Raw genomic sequence first — 17344 nt, forward strand, 5'->3', positions numbered from 1 at the left:
CGTCCTCGCGGCGGGGCGACGCGACGACGGATGCCGGAGCGCCAGGCTGTTCCGGATGACGCGCCTCGATGAACTGTCCGCCTTCCTCACCGTTCTCGGCGGGGTCGCTCGCTCTGTGGTCGTCGCGGAGCGGGGGTTCTCCCGCCGGACGGTCGATGCGGGCGTGGCGCGCGGGATCATCACGAGACCTCGTCGCGGATGGATCGCGGCGACGGATGCCGATAGGCAGCTGCTGGCCGCCGCACGGTTGGGGGTGGTGCTGACCTGCCGCACTCAGGCGAGCCGTCTCGGCTTGTGGCTGCATGATCACCGTGGTCGACCGCACTTCGCGGTGGAGTCGCTGCACGGCCTCGCCTGGAAGCCGGCCGCGAGGGGGATCCTGCTCCGCGCGTCGCCGTTCGCCGATGCCGGGCTTGAGACCTACGTGCGCGAGCGGCTTCGCTGGCTGAAGCTGCGCGTCCTGGTGCAGATCTGGATCGCCGGCCATCGTGTCGACACGCTCATCGGAGATCGCCTCGTCCTGCAGATCGACGGAGCGCACCACACGGGATCCCAGCGGTCCGAGGACATCCGCCACGATGCGGAGTTGTTGCTGATGGGGTACCGGGTGATCCGGGGGGAGATGTGCGCCTCGCAAGGATGCATCGGCCGTATCCGGCCTTGCGAAGAGCACATCTCCGCGCGGGGCGCTCACGCGCGGCGCAGGCCTCCGCGCCGGAGCGTACAATGGACGCACGAGCATCGATCCGGCATCACCGGGGAGCTCTCGGAAGAACGCTTCGGCAGGCTCAGCGCAGGCAGAAGTCAGTAGAACCGAGCGGGGCAGGCCCGTCACAGCCGCAGTGAGAGTGGCCCGCCGTGAGGCGCGCACGCGAGGTGGTACCGCGGTCCGCGAGGATCGTCCTCGCAGGAGCATCCGCCACGACGATCACTGCGAGACACGATGACCTACCCCCGCCCTTCGACAAGCTCAGGGACCTCCTCCTTCGGCCCCGCCGCCGACTCCGTCGCGCCGAGCCCCCGCTTCCCCCAGATCGAGGAGGAGGTGCTCGACTTCTGGAAGGCCGACGACACCTTCCATGCCTCGATCGCGCAGCGCGAGGGATCGCCCGAGTGGGTGTTCTACGACGGTCCGCCCTTCGCCAACGGTCTGCCCCACTACGGTCACCTGCTCACGGGTTACGCGAAGGACGTGTTCCCGCGCTTCCAGACCATGACCGGCCACAAGGTCGACCGCGTCTTCGGCTGGGACACCCATGGGCTCCCCGCCGAGCTCGAGGCGATGAAGCAGCTCGGCATCACCGAGAAGAGCGAGATCGAGGCCATGGGCATCGACGTCTTCAACGCGAAGGCGAAGAGCTCGGTGCTGGCGTACACGCACGAGTGGCAGGACTACGTCACCCGTCAGGCCCGCTGGGTCGACTTCGACCGCGGCTACAAGACGCTCGACCTCGGCTACATGGAGAGCGTGCTGTGGGCGTTCAAGACCCTGTACGAGAAGGGTCTCGCCTACGAGGGGTACCGGGTGCTCCCGTACTGCTGGCGCGACGAGACGCCGCTCTCGGCGCACGAGCTCCGCATGGACGACGACGTGTACCAGATGCGTCAGGACCCCTCGGTCACGGTCACGTTCCCGCTGACCGGCGCCAAGGCGGAGTCACTCGGCCTCACCGGCGTGCGGGCCCTCGCCTGGACGACCACGCCCTGGACCCTCCCGACGAACCTCGCGCTCGCCGTGGGACCCGACATCGACTACGTCGTCCTCCCCGCGGGTCCCGCCGGCGCGGCCGACGTGCATCAGACGCCGGGAACGACGGATGCCGCGGTCGAGGCCTCCGCCCACCGCTACCTGCTGGCGCGCGATCTGCTCGGCGGATACGCGAAGGATCTCGGCTACGAGAACGCCGAGGAGGCGCTCGCCGCCGTCGACGCGACCGTCCGCGGCTCCGAGCTGCAGGACGTCACCTACGACCGGCTGTTCGACTACTACGCGGATGCCGAGACCTACGGCACCGAGAACGCCTGGCGCATCCTCGTCGACGACTACGTCACCACGACGGACGGCACCGGCATCGTGCACCAGGCTCCGGCCTTCGGTGAGGACGACCTCCGGGTGGCGGGAGCCGCCGGCATCCCCACGATCCTCTCGCTCGACGACGGCGGTCGCTTCCTCCCGAACGTCACCGACGTCGCCGGGGAGCTCTGGATGGAGGCGAACACGCCGCTCGTCCGGATCATCCGCGACAGCGGACGCCTCATCCGTCTGCAGAGCTACGAGCACTCGTACCCGCACTGCTGGCGCTGCCGGAACCCCTTGATCTACAAGGCCGTGTCGAGCTGGTTCATCCGCGTCACGGACATCAAGGACGACATGCTCGCGAACAACGAGCAGATCACCTGGGTGCCGGAGAACGTCAAGCACGGACAGTTCGGCAAGTGGCTCGAGGGCGCACGCGACTGGTCGATCAGCCGTAACCGCTATTGGGGCTCGCCGATCCCGATCTGGAAGAGCGACGACCCCGAGTACCCGCGCGTCGACGCCTACGGATCGCTGGAGGACCTCGAGCGCGACTTCGGCACGCTGCCGCGCAACCCCGAGGGCGAGATCGACCTGCACCGCCCGTACATCGACGACCTCACCCGCCCGAACCCGGACGACCCCACCGGCAAGAGCACGATGCGCCGCATCGAGGACGTGTTCGACGTGTGGTTCGACTCCGGCTCGATGCCGTACGCGCAGGTGCACTACCCATTCGAGAACCAGGAGTGGTTCGACTCGCACGCGCCGGCCGACTTCATCGTCGAGTACATCGGGCAGACCCGCGGATGGTTCTACGTCATGCACGTGCTGTCCACCGCGCTCTTCGACCGTCCCGCGTTCACGGGCGTCAGCTGCCACGGCATCGTGCTCGGCAGCGACGGCTACAAGATGTCGAAGTCGCTGCGGAACTACCCGGACGTGTCCGAGGTGCTCGACCGCGACGGCTCCGACGCGATGCGCTGGTTCCTGATGTCGAGCTCCGTTCTGCGCGGCGGCAACCTCGCCGTGACGGAGGAGGGCATCCGCGCAGGCGTCCGCGAGTTCCTGCTCCCGCTGTGGAACTCCTGGTACTTCTTCGCGACGTATGCCAACGCTTCGGGCCCGGACGGGTACGAGGCGTCGTGGCGCACGGATTCGACCGACGTGCTCGACCGCTACATCCTGGCGCGCCTGGGCGACCTCGTGCGCGAGGTGCGCTCCGACCTGGAAGGCCTCGACTCGACGACGGCATCCGCTCGTCTGCGCGACTTCGCCGAGGTCCTGACGAACTGGTACATCCGGCGTTCCCGCGACCGGTTCTGGGTCGGCGTGACCGACGACCCGAAGAGCCGGGAGGCCTTCGACACGCTCTACACGGTGCTGGAGACCCTGACCCGCGTCGCCGCCCCGCTCGTGCCGCTGGTCAGCGAGCGCGTCTGGCAGGGGCTCACCGGCGGCCGCAGCGTGCACCTGCAGGACTGGCCGGACGCCGCCGCGTTCCCGGCCGCGGACGACATCCGCGACGCGATGGATGCCGTCCGCGAGCTGTCCAGCGTCGGAAACGCGCTCCGCAAGAAGGAGAAGCTGCGAGTGCGCCTGCCGCTGGCCCGCCTCACGGTCGTGTCGCCCCAGGCCGCGTCGCTCGGGCAGTTCGAGGACATCCTCCGCGAGGAGCTCAACGTCAAGGCGGTCGAGCTGGTGACGCTCGCCGAGAGCACGGCCGCCGACTACGGCATCACCCACCGCCTCAGTGTGAATGCCCGAGCGGCCGGTCCGCGTCTGGGCAAGAACGTCCAGACGGTGATCAAGGCGGCGAAGGCCGGCGACTGGTCGCAGGTCGACGGTGTGGTGACGGCCGGCGGGCTGGCTCTGGAGCCTTCCGAGTACGAACTCGCGCTGGAGACCACCGGTCGACCCGAGGGTGAAGCACTCGCCATCGTGCCGTCGGGCGGCTTCGTGCTGCTCGACACGCAGACCACGCCGCAGCTCGAGGCGGAGGGGCTCGCCAGAGATGCGATCCGTGTCGTCCAGGAGGCGCGCAAGAACGCCGGCCTCGACGTCAGCGACCGCATCGTCCTCGCGCTCAACGCCGCTCCGGAGCACGCCGCGGCGCTCGACGAGCACGCGGAGCTGATCGCGTCCGAGACGCTCTCGGTGGCGTTCGCCGTGCAGGCGACGGAGGAGATGGAGACGCTGGTGGATGACGTGACCAGTCCGGGTGACGGGGTCTTCCGCTCCGGCGCCCGCGCGCTCGGCGCCACGAAGGCACCGATCATCGTGACCATCGACGCCACGGCGGTCGTCAGCGGAAAGGCGGCGTCATGAGCGATCGCGAACGGGCCGACGCGGTCTACGAGGCCCTGCTGAGTCGTGCGGGGGAGCGCTGGGTGCAGCCGCGCAAGGAGCGCACCGCGCGCATCCTCGCCTTCCTCGACGACCCGCAGCGGACCTACCGGGTCGTGCACATCACGGGCACGAACGGCAAGACCTCGACCGCGCGGATGATCGAGAGCCTCCTGCGGGCCCATGACCTGCGCACCGGGCTCTTCACGAGTCCGCACCTGGAGCGCTTCACGGAGCGCATCATGATCGACGGCGAGCCCATCGGCGATGCCGCGGTCGCCGACGCCTGGGACGAGATCGAGCCGTTCGTCGACATCGTCGACGCCGAGCTCGAGGCCGCAGGCGACGCGCCCCTCACCTTCTTCGAGCTGCTCACCGTCCTGGCCTTCGTGGCCGCGGCGGATGCGCCGATCGACGTGCTCGTGCTCGAGGTGGGCATGGGCGGCGAGTGGGACTCGACGAACACCGCAGACGGCGACGTCGCGGTCTTCGCTCCGATCGACATCGATCACGCGGATCGGCTCGGGAACACGATCGCCGAGATCGCCCAGGTCAAGGCCGGCATCATCAAGGAGGGCGCCGCCGTGGTGTCGGCTCAGCAGCCGCCGGAGGCCGCCGAGGTGCTGCGACGCGTCGCAGCCGAGCGCCACGCGACGATCGCGTTCGAGGGCGAGGAGTTCGGACTCGTCGACCAGAAGCTCGCCGTCGGCGGACAGCTCCTCTCGATCCGCGGTCTGGCGGGGGAGTACGTCGAGGAGTACCTGCCTCTCTACGGCGCCCACCAGGGCCACAACGCCGCTCTCGCCGTCGCGGCGGTCGAGTCGCTCATCGGCGGCGGCACCCAGCGCATCGCCGCCGAGGTCATCACCGACGGCCTGCAGGGCGCCACCTCACCGGGGCGCCTGCAGCTGCTCGGCATCGCCCCGACCGTCGTCGTCGACGCCGCCCACAACCCGCACGGCGCGAAGGCGCTCGCGCAGGCGCTCGACGACAGCTTCGACTTCGACGAGTGGGGCCTCGTGCTCGGCGTGCTCTCCGACAAGGACGCCGCGGGCATCATCGCGCAGCTCGCTCCGGCGGCGGCGCACGTGTTCGCCACAGCACCCGACTCCGACCGGGCGAGCGATGCGGATGCCATCGCCGACCTGGTCGAGCAGGCGGGTCACCGCGCCACCGTGCACCACTCCCTGGCCGACGCGGCCGACGCCGCGCGCGAATGGGCGGCCTCGTCGGACCGTCGCGCCGTGGTCATCGCCGGATCCGTCGTGCTGGCCGGCGAGGCCATCGCCCTCGCCGAAGAAGAGGACTGGAAGTCGGGATGGCGCGCGTGAGTGCGGATGCCGCGCCCGCGCGCCGGCCTCGTCCGCCGCGCACGCTCGTGCAGAAGCTCGCACCGATCGTGCTGGGCTTCGAGGCGATCGTGGTGTTCCTCGCCGGACTCACGATCTTCGGCCTGAAGGCTCTCCCCGCCGGCATCGAGCCCTGGTGGGCGATCGTCGCCGGTGCGGTCGTCGGTCTGGCGTGCATCGCCGTCGCCGGCATGATCACCAAGCCGTGGGCGATCGCTGCAGGCTGGGTCATCCAGGTCGTCATCGCGCTGGCGGCGTTCCTCGAACCGGCCATCCTGCTCGTCGTCCTGATTTTCGGCGGCATGTGGGCGTATGCGACGATCATGGGGGCCCGCCTGGACGCACGACGTCCCGCCGAGCCCTCGACCGAGACTCAGACAGAGAGTGAATGACATGGCCACCGAAGAAACACTCGTCCTCGTCAAGCCCGACGGCGTCGCCCGCGGCCTCACCGGAGCGATCCTGGCGCGCATCGAGGCGAAGGGCTACGCGCTCGTCGACATCCGCCTCGTCGAGCCGGACCGCGACCTCCTCGCCGCGCACTACGCCGAGCACGAGGGCAAGCCCTTCTACGAGCCGCTGCTCGAGTTCATGCTCTCCGGCCCGTCGGTCGCGATCCGTCTCGCGGGCAACCGCGTGATCGAGGGCTTCCGCTCGCTCGCCGGCACCACCGACCCGACCACGGCTGCGCCCGGCACGATCCGCGGCGACTTCGGTCGCGACTGGGGCCTGAAGGTGCAGCAGAACCTCGTGCACGGCTCCGACAGCCCCGAGTCCGCCGCGCGCGAACTCGGCATCTGGTTCGACTGAGACCACGTACGACGAAGCCCGCCGGAGGATCCTCGGATCCCGGCGGGCTTCGTCGTCCGTGCGGTGCGAATCAGGAGATCATGCCGATGACCTCGCCGAGGAGGTCGAGACCGCGGAGCTGCACGAGCAGGATGATGACGGCGTAGGCGAGGATCGTCGCCAGCGGAACCCAGACCATGAGGCGGTTCGCCCGCTCCTTGACCTTCTCGTTGCCGGTGAACGTCCCGTTGCGCGTGAGATGGAGCATGGTCGCGAAGAACGTCGGGATCGTGACCGACCAGGTGAGCATGCACCAGGGGCACAGCACGCCGAGGTTCGGAGCGTAGAGGCTCTGACCGATGAGCCAGCAGACGAAGACGAAGGCGAGGAGGACGCCTGCCCCGAACGTCGCCCAGAACCACCGGGGGAAGCGCGCTCGGGCCAGGAGTGCCACGCCCACGAAGATCGGGGCCATCCAGCCCGCGATGCCCAGGATCGGATTCGGGAAGCCGAACAGCTCGCCCTGCCAGGAGTCGAGGTTCTTGCCGCATTGGATCATCACGCTGACGTTGCAGCTGAGATCGGCCTCCGGATTCGCCAGCTGGATGAACTTGTCCATCGTCAGCTGGAAGGCGGCGAACCAGCCGATGACGCCGGCGATGATCAACCAGACGGCGTAGACCACGGGGCGGGTGCGCTGCTCGCTCATATCGGGATTATCTCAGTGACGGCTATGGATGCGACGAGAACAGGCCGGAGAAAACGCGGGCTCGACGGTGGGATGCCGTATTCCACGCGACTTGGTGCGATAATGGCCTGTGATGCGATGGACGGCGCCGCCGTCACGCGCATCGACGCAGACTTCGGGGCCCCATGGCCCCACGCGATCAGAGCCATGAGCCGGTCGCACTTCGATTGAGTTCGCGGCACCCGCGGGTGTCGCATGAGATTTCGCGGAGCACCTGGTGCTCTGCGCAGGGAGCAAGCCAGAGATGGCCGATGAGAACAATGACAACAACGTCCCTACCCTCGACAACTCGGCTGACGCCGCGGAGTCTCTGACGGAGTCGACGGCTTCCGAAACTGATGCGACGCCGGATGGCGAGGCGGCCGAGCAGGCCGCGCCGGCGGAGGCGCCGACCATCGACGAGCCGCACACCGACGAGCCGATCATCGACTCCGAGGCCGTCGCTGTCGCGGTCGCCGAGGCCGAGATCGCCTCGGACGAGGCTGACGGTGGAGCATCCGCTGCGGGCGTCGACGAGACGTCTGTCGCCGAGGCGACGCCGGTCGAGGACGAGACCGTCGATGCGCCCGAGGGCGACGCCGAGGTGATCGCCGAAGCCCTCGTCGCCTCCAGCCTCGAGATCGAGTCGGACGTGAAGCCCGCTGATGACGCTGAGCTCCCGGCGGAGCCGGCGGCCGAGACTGAGACGAAGGCGGCCGAGGAGACGAAGCCGGCTGAGGAGCCCGAGGTCGCAGCACCCGTGACCGCGGTGTCGCTGGGCCTGCTGCCCGAGGTGTTCGTCTCCCAGGTCTCCACCCAGCTGCACTTCTACGCGCCCGAGATCGTGCCGCTCCCGGCGCGCCCCGAGCGCAACGATCGCATCTTCGACCGTATCGCCGAGCGCGACCAGGACGAGCCGGCATCCGGCCGCCGAGGACGCCGCCGTCGCGGCGGTTCCGAAGGCGATGACCAGCGGGACGAGCCTCGTCCGCGTCAGCGCGTCGTCGAGTACATCACCGAGCCGAAGGCCATCAAGGGCTCGACGCGTCTCGAGGCGAAGAAGCAGCGCCGCCGCGACGGGCGTGACGCAGGTCGTCGTCGCCCGGTCGTGACCGAGGCCGAGTTCCTCGCCCGGCGCGAGTCGGTCGATCGCAAGATGGTCGTCCGCGCCAAGAACGGCCGCACGCAGATCGGCGTCCTCGAGGACGGCGTCCTCGTCGAGCACTACGTCGCCCGCAACCAGGACGCGTCGCTGATCGGCAACGTGTACCTCGGCCGCGTGCAGAACGTCCTCCCCAGCATGGAAGCCGCGTTCGTCGACATCGGCCGCGGCCGCAACGCCGTGCTGTACTCCGGCGAGGTCGACTGGGACGGCGTCGAGACCGGCAACCAGCCGCGTCGCATCGAGCTCGCTCTCAAGCCGGGCGACCGCGTGCTCGTGCAGGTCACGAAGGACCCGATCGGGCACAAGGGTGCTCGCCTGACCAGCCAGATCTCGCTTCCCGGCCGCTACCTCGTGTACGTGCCGGGCGGCTCGATGAACGGCATCAGCCGCAAGCTGCCCGACAACGAGCGCGCCCGTCTGAAGCGCATCCTCAAGGAGGTGCTGCCCGAGTCGTCCGGTGTGATCGTCCGTACCGCCGCCGAGGGGGCCACCGAGGACCAGCTGACGCGCGACGTGCAGCGTCTCACCGCGCAGTGGGAGCACATCCGGAAGCAGGTCGAGAACCAGCAGGCGCCGGCCCTCCTGCACGCGGAGCCGGACCTGCTCGTCAAGATCGTCCGGGATGTCTTCAACGAGGACTTCACGAAGATGCTCATCCAGGGCGACGAGTCGCAGCGCACCATCCGCGCGTACCTCGAGAGCGTCGCTCCCGACCTGCTCGAGCGGGTCGAGGCCTACGAGGACGAGACAGACCCGTTCGACGCGTTCCGCATCACCGAGCAGATCGAGAAGGCGCTGGACCGCAAGGTCTGGCTGCCCTCCGGCGGCTCGCTCGTGATCGACCGCACCGAGGCCATGACGGTCGTCGACGTCAACACCGGAAAGTTCGTCGGCTCGGGCGGAAACCTCGAGGAGACGGTCACCAAGAACAACCTCGAGGCCGCGGAGGAGATCGTCCGCCAGCTGCGTCTGCGCGACATCGGCGGCATCATCGTCGTCGACTTCATCGACATGGTCCTCGAGTCCAATCGCGATCTCGTGCTGCGTCGCCTGATCGAGTGCCTGAGCCGCGACCGGACGAAGCACCAGGTCGCCGAGGTCACGTCGCTCGGTCTCGTGCAGATGACGCGCAAGAAGCTCGGCCTGGGCCTGCTGGAGACCTTCAGCGAGGCGTGCGAGGTCTGCGCCGGTCGCGGTGTCATCGTGCACCACGACCCGGTCGTCAAGCACCGCTCCAACGGCAACGATCGCAGCAACGGGAACGGGAACGGCAACAGCCAGGGCAACCGCCGCCAGCGCGGCGGGGGCAACGGCCAGAGCCAGAGCGCGCCGCCCGCGCCGAACGTCACGCACAGCATTCCCGAGGGCGCCAAGTCGGCGCTCGCGCAGATCGCCGCGTCGACCCTGGCACCCAGCATCGAGCCGGTCGAGATCGCCGCGGATGCCGGTTCGGCCGAGGCGGCGCAGAGCGCTGTGCCGGAGCGCGCGAAGAAGCCGAGGAAGAAGCGCGGCTCCGACCGCAAGGCGCCCAAGTCGCCGGCGGAGGCGCTGCTCGACTCGGTTCTCGACGCGCTGCCGGAGCCCAAGGCTCCCGGTCAGGGCCGAGGACGTCGTCGCGTGAGCACGGCCGCGCTCACCGGTACCCCGGTGTCGGTCAACAACGACGCGTCAGCGGCGCCGGTCGCGTCCGCGGACACGGAGTCCTGAGGCGATCAGTCGTCGAACCAGCTCTTTGCCCGCGACGTGCTCGGCGCCCCCGGCGATGAGCCGGGGGACCAGCTCGGCGGGAACGTCGTAGTGATCCAGGTCGAAGGCGCGCGCAGGGACGTCGTGCGCCTTCGCGAAGGCGTGCAGCTCGTCGAGATCGGCGTCGCTCACCAGGTGGGCCCAGAGGCGCCCGTGCGCGGGCCAGAGCGGGTCGTCGACGAGTACGGTCATCCCGCAAGCCTAGGACGCGGACACGCCACCCGGCTCGCTTTGCGACACCGCTCCGCATCCGGTAAAGTAGTCCCTTGGTGCGTATGCCGTCCCGTCCTCGTCGGTCGGAGCGGAGAGCCTTGCTTTCGCACTCGTCGTCCTGCGACGCATGCAAGCAACAGTCTTCCCGTGAGATTCTCGGAGCCGCGTGCTCCCCAACGAAACAGGTATGAAGTGGTTTACGCAGTAGTGCGCGCCGGTGGGCGGCAGGAGAAGGTCGAGGTCGGCACGATCGTTCAGCTCGACCGTGTCAAGGCTGCCCAGGGCGAGAAGATCGAGCTTGCCGCTGTGCTGCTCGTCGACGGCGCCACGGTGACCACCGACGCTGACAAGCTGGCGAAGGTCAAGGTCACGGCCGAGGTCATCGGCAACCTCCGCGGCCCGAAGATCATCATCCAGAAGTACAAGAACAAGACCGGCTACAAGAAGCGTCAGGGCCACCGCCAGGAGCTCACGCGCGTCAAGATCACCGGCATCAAGTAAGACCGAGGAGACCAGGACATGGCACATAAAAAGGGCGCAAGCTCCACCCGCAACGGTCGTGACTCCAACGCTCAGCGACTTGGCGTCAAGCGCTTCGGTGGTCAGCAGGTCCTCGCCGGCGAGATCATCGTCCGCCAGCGCGGCACGCACTTCCACCCCGGCGTGAACGTCGGCCGTGGTGGCGACGACACGCTTTTCGCTCTGGCCGCCGGTGCGGTCCAGTTCGGCGCGAAGGGCGGCCGCAAGGTCGTCAACATCGTCGCCGCTGCCGAGTGATCTCAGCGCGACACTAGTCATCCGGACGGGGCGGGCTTCGGCTCGCCCCGTCTGTGTATCTGCCCGCCGGGACTTCGGCGGGCAGCACAGATTCAAACAGGAGGAGATCGAGACATGGTCACGTTCGTCGACACCGTGACGCTGCACCTGCGTGCGGGCAAGGGCGGCAACGGCTGTGTCTCGGTCCACCGCGAGAAGTTCAAGCCTCTCGGCGGCCCGGACGGCGGCAACGGCGGTGACGGCGGAGACGTCGTGCTGGTCGCCGACCCGCAGACCGGCACCCTCCTGTCGTACCACCACTCGCCGCATCGCAGCTCCGGCAACGGCGGACCCGGCATGGGCGACCACCGCTCGGGGTTCCTGGGCGAGACGCTGGAACTGCCCGTTCCCGTCGGCACCGTCGTGAAGAACACGGCCGGCGAGGTCCTGATCGACATGATCGAGCCGGGGGAGCGCTTCGTCGTCGCCGCCGGAGGTCAGGGAGGCCTCGGGAACGCGGCCCTCGCGACCCCGAAGCGCAAGGCGCCCGGTTTCGCGCTGCTCGGCACTCCCGGGTACGAGGGCGATGTCGTCCTCGAGCTGAAGACCGTCGCCGACATCGCACTCGTCGGCTACCCGTCCGCCGGCAAGTCGAGCCTGATCGGTGCGATCTCCGCCGCCCGGCCCAAGATCGCGGACTACCCTTTCACCACGCTGCACCCGAACCTCGGTGTCGTGCAGTCGGAGGACTTCCGTTACACGGTCGCCGACGTCCCCGGGCTCATCGAGGGCGCGAGCGAGGGGCGCGGTCTCGGCCTCGAGTTCCTGCGCCATGTCGAGCGCTGCACCGCCCTGCTGCACGTTCTCGACTGCGCGACGCTCGAGCCGGGCCGCGACCCGATCTCCGACCTCGACGTGATCCTGGCGGAGCTCGGGGCATACGAGGTCCCCGAGGGACAGACGCCGCTCCTCGAGCGTCCGCAGATCATCGCCCTGAACAAGATCGACGTGCCGGAGGCGCGCGATCTCGCAGAGATGGTGCGCCCCGACCTGGAGGCACGCGGCTTCCGCGTCTTCGAGATCTCCACGGTCTCGCACGAGGGGCTGCGTCCGCTCACCCTGGCCTTGGGCGAGCTCGTCGAGAAGCACCGGGCCGAGGCGGTCATCGCGCCGCCGAAGGAGCGCGTCGTCATCCGCCCTCGCGGCTCGAAGAAGGAGTTCTCGATCCGCGTCGAGGGCGGCACCTACGGCAACGTGTACCGCATCCTCGGCGAGAAGCCGGTGCGCTGGGTCCAGCAGACCGACTTCCAGAACGAGGAGGCCGTGGGCTACCTCGCGGACCGGCTCGAGAAGCTCGGCGTCGAAGACGAGCTCTTCCGCGTGGGCGCCGTGCAGGGGTCCACCGTCGTGATCGGCGAGGCCGACAGCATCGTGTTCGACTGGGAGCCGACGATGAGCTCGGCCGCCGAGCTGATGGCTGCGCCCCGTGGAACCGACCCGCGCCTCGCGCCGAACGATCGGCGCACCACGTCGGAGCGTCGCGCCACATACTACGAGCGCATGGACGCCAAGGCCGCTGCACGTGCGGAGGTGGAGGCCCAGCGCCTCGCGGCATACCGCGAGGAGGGCGAGTGACCGCTCGCACCCGCGCCGATCTCGCCACCGCCTCCCGCATCGTCGTGAAGGTGGGGTCCTCGTCCATCAGCGGGGAGTCGTCCTGGCGCATCCCGGTGCTGGTCGAGGCCCTCGCCGCCGCGCACGCCCGCGGCGCCGAGGTCGTGCTGGTCTCCTCGGGCGCCATCGCCACCGGCATCCCCTTCCTGCGTCTCGACGCACGCCCCACCGATCTCGCCACGCAGCAGGCCGCCGCGGCCGTGGGGCAGAACATCCTCGTCTACCGGTACCAGGAGTCGCTGCGTCCCTTCGACATCGTCGCGGGACAGGTGCTGCTCACGACCGGCGACCTGGAGCACCCGACCTCGCGATCGAACGCCCGCCGCGCGATGGAGCGGCTGCTCGGCCTGCGCATCCTCCCCATCGTCAACGAGAACGACACCGTGGCGACGCAGGAGATCCGCTTCGGCGACAACGACCGGCTCGGCGCCCTCGTCGCGCAGCTGATCGAGGCGGACGCGCTCATCCTGCTCAGCGACATCGAGTCGCTCTACACGAAGCCGCCGTCCGATCCCGGAGCGGAGCCGATCGACATCGTCGCACCGGATGCCGACCTCGCCGGGCTCGAGTTCGGCGCGACGGTCGTGAACAGCGTCGGTACCGGGGGAGCGGCGACCAAGGTCTCCGCCGCGCGTCTCGCCGCGGCATCCGGCATCGGCGTCCTGGTGACCAGCGCCGACCTGGTGGACAAGGCCCTCGCCGGCGCTGAAATAGGAACCTGGTTCGAACCGGCCATCTCCTAAACTGATCGGATGACCGACCAGACCCCGCAGGTGCGCCTGGAGCGCGCCAAGGAGGCGTCTCGCGCCACTGCCGCCCTCACCAGCGACGACAAGGTGCGCGCCCTCGAATCGATCGCCGTGGCGCTCGAGCAGAACAGCGCCCGCATCATCGAGGCGAACGCCCGCGACATCGAGCGCGGCCGCGCCGACGGCATCGGCGAGTCGCTCATCGACCGGCTGCGGCTCGACGAGAAGCGCGTCGCCGCCCTCGCCGCCGCGGTGCGCCAGGTCTCCTCGCTTCCGGATCCGGTCGGCCGCGTCGTGGGTGGGCACCGCATGCCGAACGGCGTGGCTCTGGAACAGGTTCGCGTGCCCTTCGGCGTGGTCGGAGCGATCTACGAGGCGCGTCCCAATGTGACGGTCGACATCGCCGCTCTCGCCCTGCGATCGGGCAACGCCGTCGTGCTGCGTGGCGGAAGCGCGGCGCGCGAGTCGAACACGGTGCTGGTCGAGGTCATGCGCGACGCGCTCGAGGGCGCCGGAGTCACGGCAGAGGCGATCCAGACCGTCGACGACTTCGGGCGCGAAGGCGCGAAGGCGCTCATGAACGGCCGGGGCTTCATCGATGTCCTCGTGCCGCGGGGGAGCGCCGGGCTGATCGAGACCGTCGTCACCGAGTCGACGGTCCCGGTGATCGAGACGGGCGCGGGCAACGTCCACATCCTGCTCGACGAGACCGCTCCCGACGACTGGGCGCGTGACATCGTGGTGAACGCCAAGGTGCAGCGTCCGAGCGTGTGCAACGCGGTCGAGACCGTGCTCGTGCACCGGCAGGCCGCGCCGCGACTGATCCCGCTCGTCGCCAGTGCGCTGCAGAGCGAGGGCGTCGCGATCCACGGAGACGACGTCGTCGCCGGCCTCGTGTCGAACGTGATCCCCGCGACGGAGGAGGACTGGGCCACCGAGTACCTGAGCCTCGACATCGCGATGAAGGTCGTCGATTCGCTCGACGAGGCGCTCGACCACATCCGCCGCTACAGCACGGGTCATACCGAGTCGATCGTCACGACCGACACGCGCAATGCGGAGCGCTTCCTCGCGGAGGTCGACTCCGCCGTGGTCATGGCCAACGCATCCACCCGCTTCACCGACGGAGGCGAGTTCGGGTTCGGTGCGGAGGTCGGCATCTCGACACAGAAGCTGCACGCTCGCGGCCCGATGGGGCTCTCCGAGCTGACCAGCACGAAGTGGCTCGCGCGTGGATCGGGTCAGACCCGCGGCTGAGGGCTAGACTGGGGGACGCTGTCCCGCTCAGGATCCCGAAGAGCACGCCACGAAACGGAGTCACGATGAACCTCGTCGCACAGATCGCGATGGCCGCCGCCGAAACCGAGCACCACGGTAACGTCGCGCTCGAGACGGTGATCTTCGGAGTCATCGCTGCGATCGTGTTCGCGTTCCTCGGGCTCGTGACGCTGTCGTACAAGAACGTCGCCAACCGTCATTCGGCGAAGGCCGAGGCCTGGGCCGCGAAGCACGGCAAGGACGGACACGAGGCAGGACACGGCCACTAGGCCCTTATGGACACTGCTGCGACCACGCGCACCCCGCGCATCGGCGTGATGGGCGGAACGTTCGACCCCATCCATCACGGCCACCTGGTCGCCGCGAGCGAGGTCGCGCACTCCTTCGACCTCGACGAGGTGGTGTTCGTCCCGACCGGCCACCCGTGGCAGAAGTCCGACGTCACCCCCAGCGAGCACCGCTATCTGATGACGGTGATCGCGACGGCATCCAACCCCCGATTCACGGTGAGCCGCGTCGACATCGACCGTGAGGGACCGACCTACACGATCGACACGCTCCGCGATCTGAAGCGCGACCGGCCCGATGCGGAGCTCTTCTTCATCACCGGAGCGGACGCCGTAGCGCAAATTCTCAGTTGGAGGGACCATGATGAGTTGTGGGAGTTGGCCCACTTCGTCGCGGTCTCTCGCCCAGGACACGTTCTGAGCACCGACGGCCTCCCGAGCGACAACGTCAGCCAACTGGAGGTACCGGCACTGTCGATCTCATCGACGGTCTGCCGTGAACGCGTTCGCGACGATCAGCCGGTCTGGTACCTGGTCCCCGACGGAGTCGTTCAGTACATCGCGAAGCATCATCTGTATCGGAGCAAGGCATGAGTACTTCGGATCAGCCGGATCACGGTCCGCTGACGCGCAAGCAGCTGCGGGAGATCCGCCTGACGGGGTCGACCCCCGTGATCACCCCGGAAGAGGCGGCAGCCGTCGCCGAGGCCGCCCCGCCGGCGCCGCCCCTGCCCCGCGCCGCAGAGCCGGTGCAGGTCCCGTCCGCCCCGACGGATGCCGTCGACGGCGCGGGAGCGCCGCTGACGCGCCGTCAGGTCCGCGAGCAGGAGCGCCTCAAGACCGGCGCCGTCTCCGTCGGCGAGACCGACGCCCCTGCCGTCGATGACGCGCCTGCCGCTGATGCTGCCGTCGTCGTGCCCGAGGTCATCGAGCCGGAGATCGTCGAGCCCGAGGTCATCGAGCCCGAGGCGGTCGCACCGGCGATCGCGCAGCCTGAGGTCGTCGAACCTGAAGCCGCCGCACCCGAGGCCGTCGAGCAGCCTGCTCCGGCGTCGTCCGGCATCGTGTCCGGTCTGCCGGACTTCTCCGCTCCCGCGCCGGTCGATGCCCCGGCCGACACGGCAGGCGACGACGACGACATCGACGACGAGATCGTGGTAGAGCCGGTCCGCGCCTCCGATGCGTCCGACAGCGTGGGCGTCGTCCCGCTCGACGTCCTCGAGGAGCCGGCGGAAGCCGAGCGACAGGACGACGTCGCCGCGGTCCTCGGGTTCTCGCCCGAGCCGCAGGACGCCACGGCCGACGACGACGTGCTCGCCGACGTCGATGACGCGGACGACGACGATGTCGTCGAGGATCCTCGCCCGACCGTCAACCCCGCATTCGGCGAGGGCGTCCTGACGGATGCTCCCGACGTGCATGCTCCGTTCCGCCCTTCGTTCGACGAGCTGCTCACCGTGGGCGACTCCACGGGGTCGCAGCATTCCGCTCCCAACGCGCTGATCTTCACCCCGTCCGCGGGGGAGGGCTCGCTGTCCGGTCCCGTCGCCTCGACCGGCGAGATCCTGGTGACCGGCTCGTACGAGCTCCCCAAGGGCCTCGGCTCGCAGGGCCACGCGCACGGGACGACCGACGGCAAGGACGTCGACGCCGTGCTGATCGACGGCGAGCTGCCGCCGGCATCCTCTCCCACGCCGATCGCCGCGAGCGCCGCGGTCAGCACCATCAAGCCCGCGGGCGAAGTCATCCGTCCGCCCGCCCCCGAAAAGGGCAACCGACTCTTGCTCATCCTGGCCATCGTCGCCGGAGGTCTCGCCCTCGCGGTGGGTACTGCCGTCATCGTCGCCTTCTCAACGAATGTGTTCTGATGCAATCACCTGAAACCGCCGAAGAGATGCTGCGCCTCGCAGCACAAGCCGCCATCGACAAGGGCGGTGAGGATCTCGTCGCGCTCAACGTGTCGGAGCCGCTGCCGCTCGTCGACATCTTCCTGCTCGTCACCGGAAACAGCGAGCGCAACGTCGCCGCGATCGCCGACGAGATCGAGGACCGGCTGATCGAGTCGGGGCACAAGCGCGTCCGCCGCGAGGGACGCGCCGAGGCGCGCTGGGTGCTCCTCGACTTCGGCGACCTGATCGTCCACGTCTTCCACCAGGAGGAGCGGGTCTACTACGGTCTCGAGCGCCTCTGGAAGGACTGCCCCGTGGTCCCGATCGACGTCGCCGAGCCGGCTGCGGATCGTCCCTGA

The 17344-nt window shown here is 69.1% G+C and carries 17 protein-coding genes; 15 read left to right on the forward strand and 2 right to left on the reverse strand.

All coding sequences use genetic code 11. From position 1 onward, the window contains the following. The first annotated feature begins 55 nt into the window (after nt 1–55). The 5 genes from LBN7_RS18035 to ndk all read left to right on the forward strand — a co-directional run bounded on the left by LBN7_RS18035 (nt 56) and on the right by ndk (nt 6522). Nucleotides 56–811 carry a hypothetical protein gene (locus LBN7_RS18035; RefSeq protein ID WP_407360425.1) on the forward strand — a complete coding sequence of 252 codons (756 nt, stop codon included), beginning with the start codon at nt 56–58 and terminating at the stop codon, nt 809–811. Between the two features lie 132 nt (nt 812–943). Beyond that, the gene (ileS, locus tag LBN7_RS18040; protein ID WP_407360426.1) at nt 944–4345 is read left to right on the forward strand and encodes an isoleucine--tRNA ligase; all 3402 of its coding nucleotides are present in this window, start codon (nt 944–946) and stop codon (nt 4343–4345) included. Further along, nucleotides 4342–5694, forward strand: coding sequence for a bifunctional folylpolyglutamate synthase/dihydrofolate synthase (locus LBN7_RS18045; protein WP_407360427.1), 1353 nt, complete (start codon nt 4342–4344; stop codon nt 5692–5694). The genes ileS and LBN7_RS18045 overlap by 4 nt, the downstream gene beginning before the upstream one ends. Beyond that, nucleotides 5682–6104, forward strand: a complete 423-nt coding sequence (locus LBN7_RS18050; protein WP_116636710.1) for a DUF4233 domain-containing protein — start codon at nt 5682–5684, stop codon at nt 6102–6104. The genes LBN7_RS18045 and LBN7_RS18050 overlap by 13 nt, the downstream gene beginning before the upstream one ends. Before the next feature lies 1 nt (nt 6105). Next, nucleotides 6106–6522 carry a nucleoside-diphosphate kinase gene (gene ndk / locus LBN7_RS18055; RefSeq protein WP_067120383.1) on the forward strand — a complete coding sequence of 139 codons (417 nt, stop codon included), beginning with the start codon at nt 6106–6108 and terminating at the stop codon, nt 6520–6522. Nucleotides 6523–6592: 70 nt separating this feature from the next. Here the strand turns inward: ndk and LBN7_RS18060 are convergent, their stop codons facing one another. Continuing rightward, entirely contained in the window at nt 6593–7210 is a 618-nt protein-coding gene (locus tag LBN7_RS18060) for a vitamin K epoxide reductase family protein (RefSeq protein WP_407360428.1), read from the reverse strand. A gap of 283 nt (nt 7211–7493) precedes the next feature. On the opposite strand from LBN7_RS18060, the gene LBN7_RS18065 reads away from it, so the two are divergent. Next, nucleotides 7494–10100: an Rne/Rng family ribonuclease gene (locus LBN7_RS18065; RefSeq protein WP_407360429.1), complete on the forward strand. Its 2607-nt coding sequence runs from the start codon at nt 7494–7496 to the stop codon at nt 10098–10100. Here LBN7_RS18065 and LBN7_RS18070 read toward each other — a convergent pair. After that, entirely contained in the window at nt 10062–10331 is a 270-nt protein-coding gene (locus tag LBN7_RS18070) for a DUF4031 domain-containing protein (RefSeq protein WP_407360430.1), read from the reverse strand. The two genes, LBN7_RS18065 and LBN7_RS18070, sit on opposite strands and share 39 nt — an antisense overlap. A gap of 213 nt (nt 10332–10544) precedes the next feature. Here LBN7_RS18070 and rplU point away from each other — a divergent pair, with 213 nt between their 5' ends. The 9 genes from rplU to rsfS all read left to right on the forward strand — a co-directional run bounded on the left by rplU (nt 10545) and on the right by rsfS (nt 17344). Then, the gene (rplU, locus tag LBN7_RS18075) at nt 10545–10853 is read left to right on the forward strand and encodes a 50S ribosomal protein L21 (RefSeq protein WP_046012653.1); all 309 of its coding nucleotides are present in this window, start codon (nt 10545–10547) and stop codon (nt 10851–10853) included. An 18-nt stretch (nt 10854–10871) separates the two neighbouring features. Next, nucleotides 10872–11129, forward strand: coding sequence for a 50S ribosomal protein L27 (gene rpmA, locus LBN7_RS18080; protein WP_028501603.1), 258 nt, complete (start codon nt 10872–10874; stop codon nt 11127–11129). A gap of 114 nt (nt 11130–11243) precedes the next feature. Continuing rightward, nucleotides 11244–12743, forward strand: coding sequence for a GTPase ObgE (gene obgE / locus LBN7_RS18085; RefSeq protein WP_116636706.1), 1500 nt, complete (start codon nt 11244–11246; stop codon nt 12741–12743). Then, complete coding sequence (gene proB, locus LBN7_RS18090) at nt 12740–13525, forward strand: glutamate 5-kinase (protein ID WP_116636705.1); 786 nt, start codon at nt 12740–12742, stop codon at nt 13523–13525. The genes obgE and proB overlap by 4 nt, the downstream gene beginning before the upstream one ends. A 9-nt stretch (nt 13526–13534) precedes the next feature. Beyond that, on the forward strand, nt 13535–14788 hold the full coding sequence (locus tag LBN7_RS18095; protein WP_116636704.1) for a glutamate-5-semialdehyde dehydrogenase: 1254 nt from the start codon (nt 13535–13537) through the stop codon (nt 14786–14788). Nucleotides 14789–14853: 65 nt separating this feature from the next. Continuing rightward, entirely contained in the window at nt 14854–15078 is a 225-nt protein-coding gene (locus LBN7_RS18100) for a hypothetical protein (RefSeq protein ID WP_116636703.1), read from the forward strand. Between the two features lie 6 nt (nt 15079–15084). Continuing rightward, on the forward strand, nt 15085–15690 hold the full coding sequence (gene nadD, locus LBN7_RS18105) for a nicotinate-nucleotide adenylyltransferase (RefSeq protein ID WP_116636702.1): 606 nt from the start codon (nt 15085–15087) through the stop codon (nt 15688–15690). Continuing rightward, entirely contained in the window at nt 15687–16964 is a 1278-nt protein-coding gene (locus LBN7_RS18110; protein WP_407360431.1) for a hypothetical protein, read from the forward strand. The genes nadD and LBN7_RS18110 overlap by 4 nt, the downstream gene beginning before the upstream one ends. Further along, a complete protein-coding gene (gene rsfS, locus LBN7_RS18115; RefSeq protein ID WP_116636700.1) occupies nt 16964–17344 on the forward strand; it encodes a ribosome silencing factor in 381 nt (126 codons plus the stop codon). The genes LBN7_RS18110 and rsfS overlap by 1 nt, the downstream gene beginning before the upstream one ends.

Source organism: Microbacterium sp. LBN7, from assembly GCF_045690345.1.
Classification (GTDB): domain Bacteria; phylum Actinomycetota; class Actinomycetes; order Actinomycetales; family Microbacteriaceae; genus Microbacterium.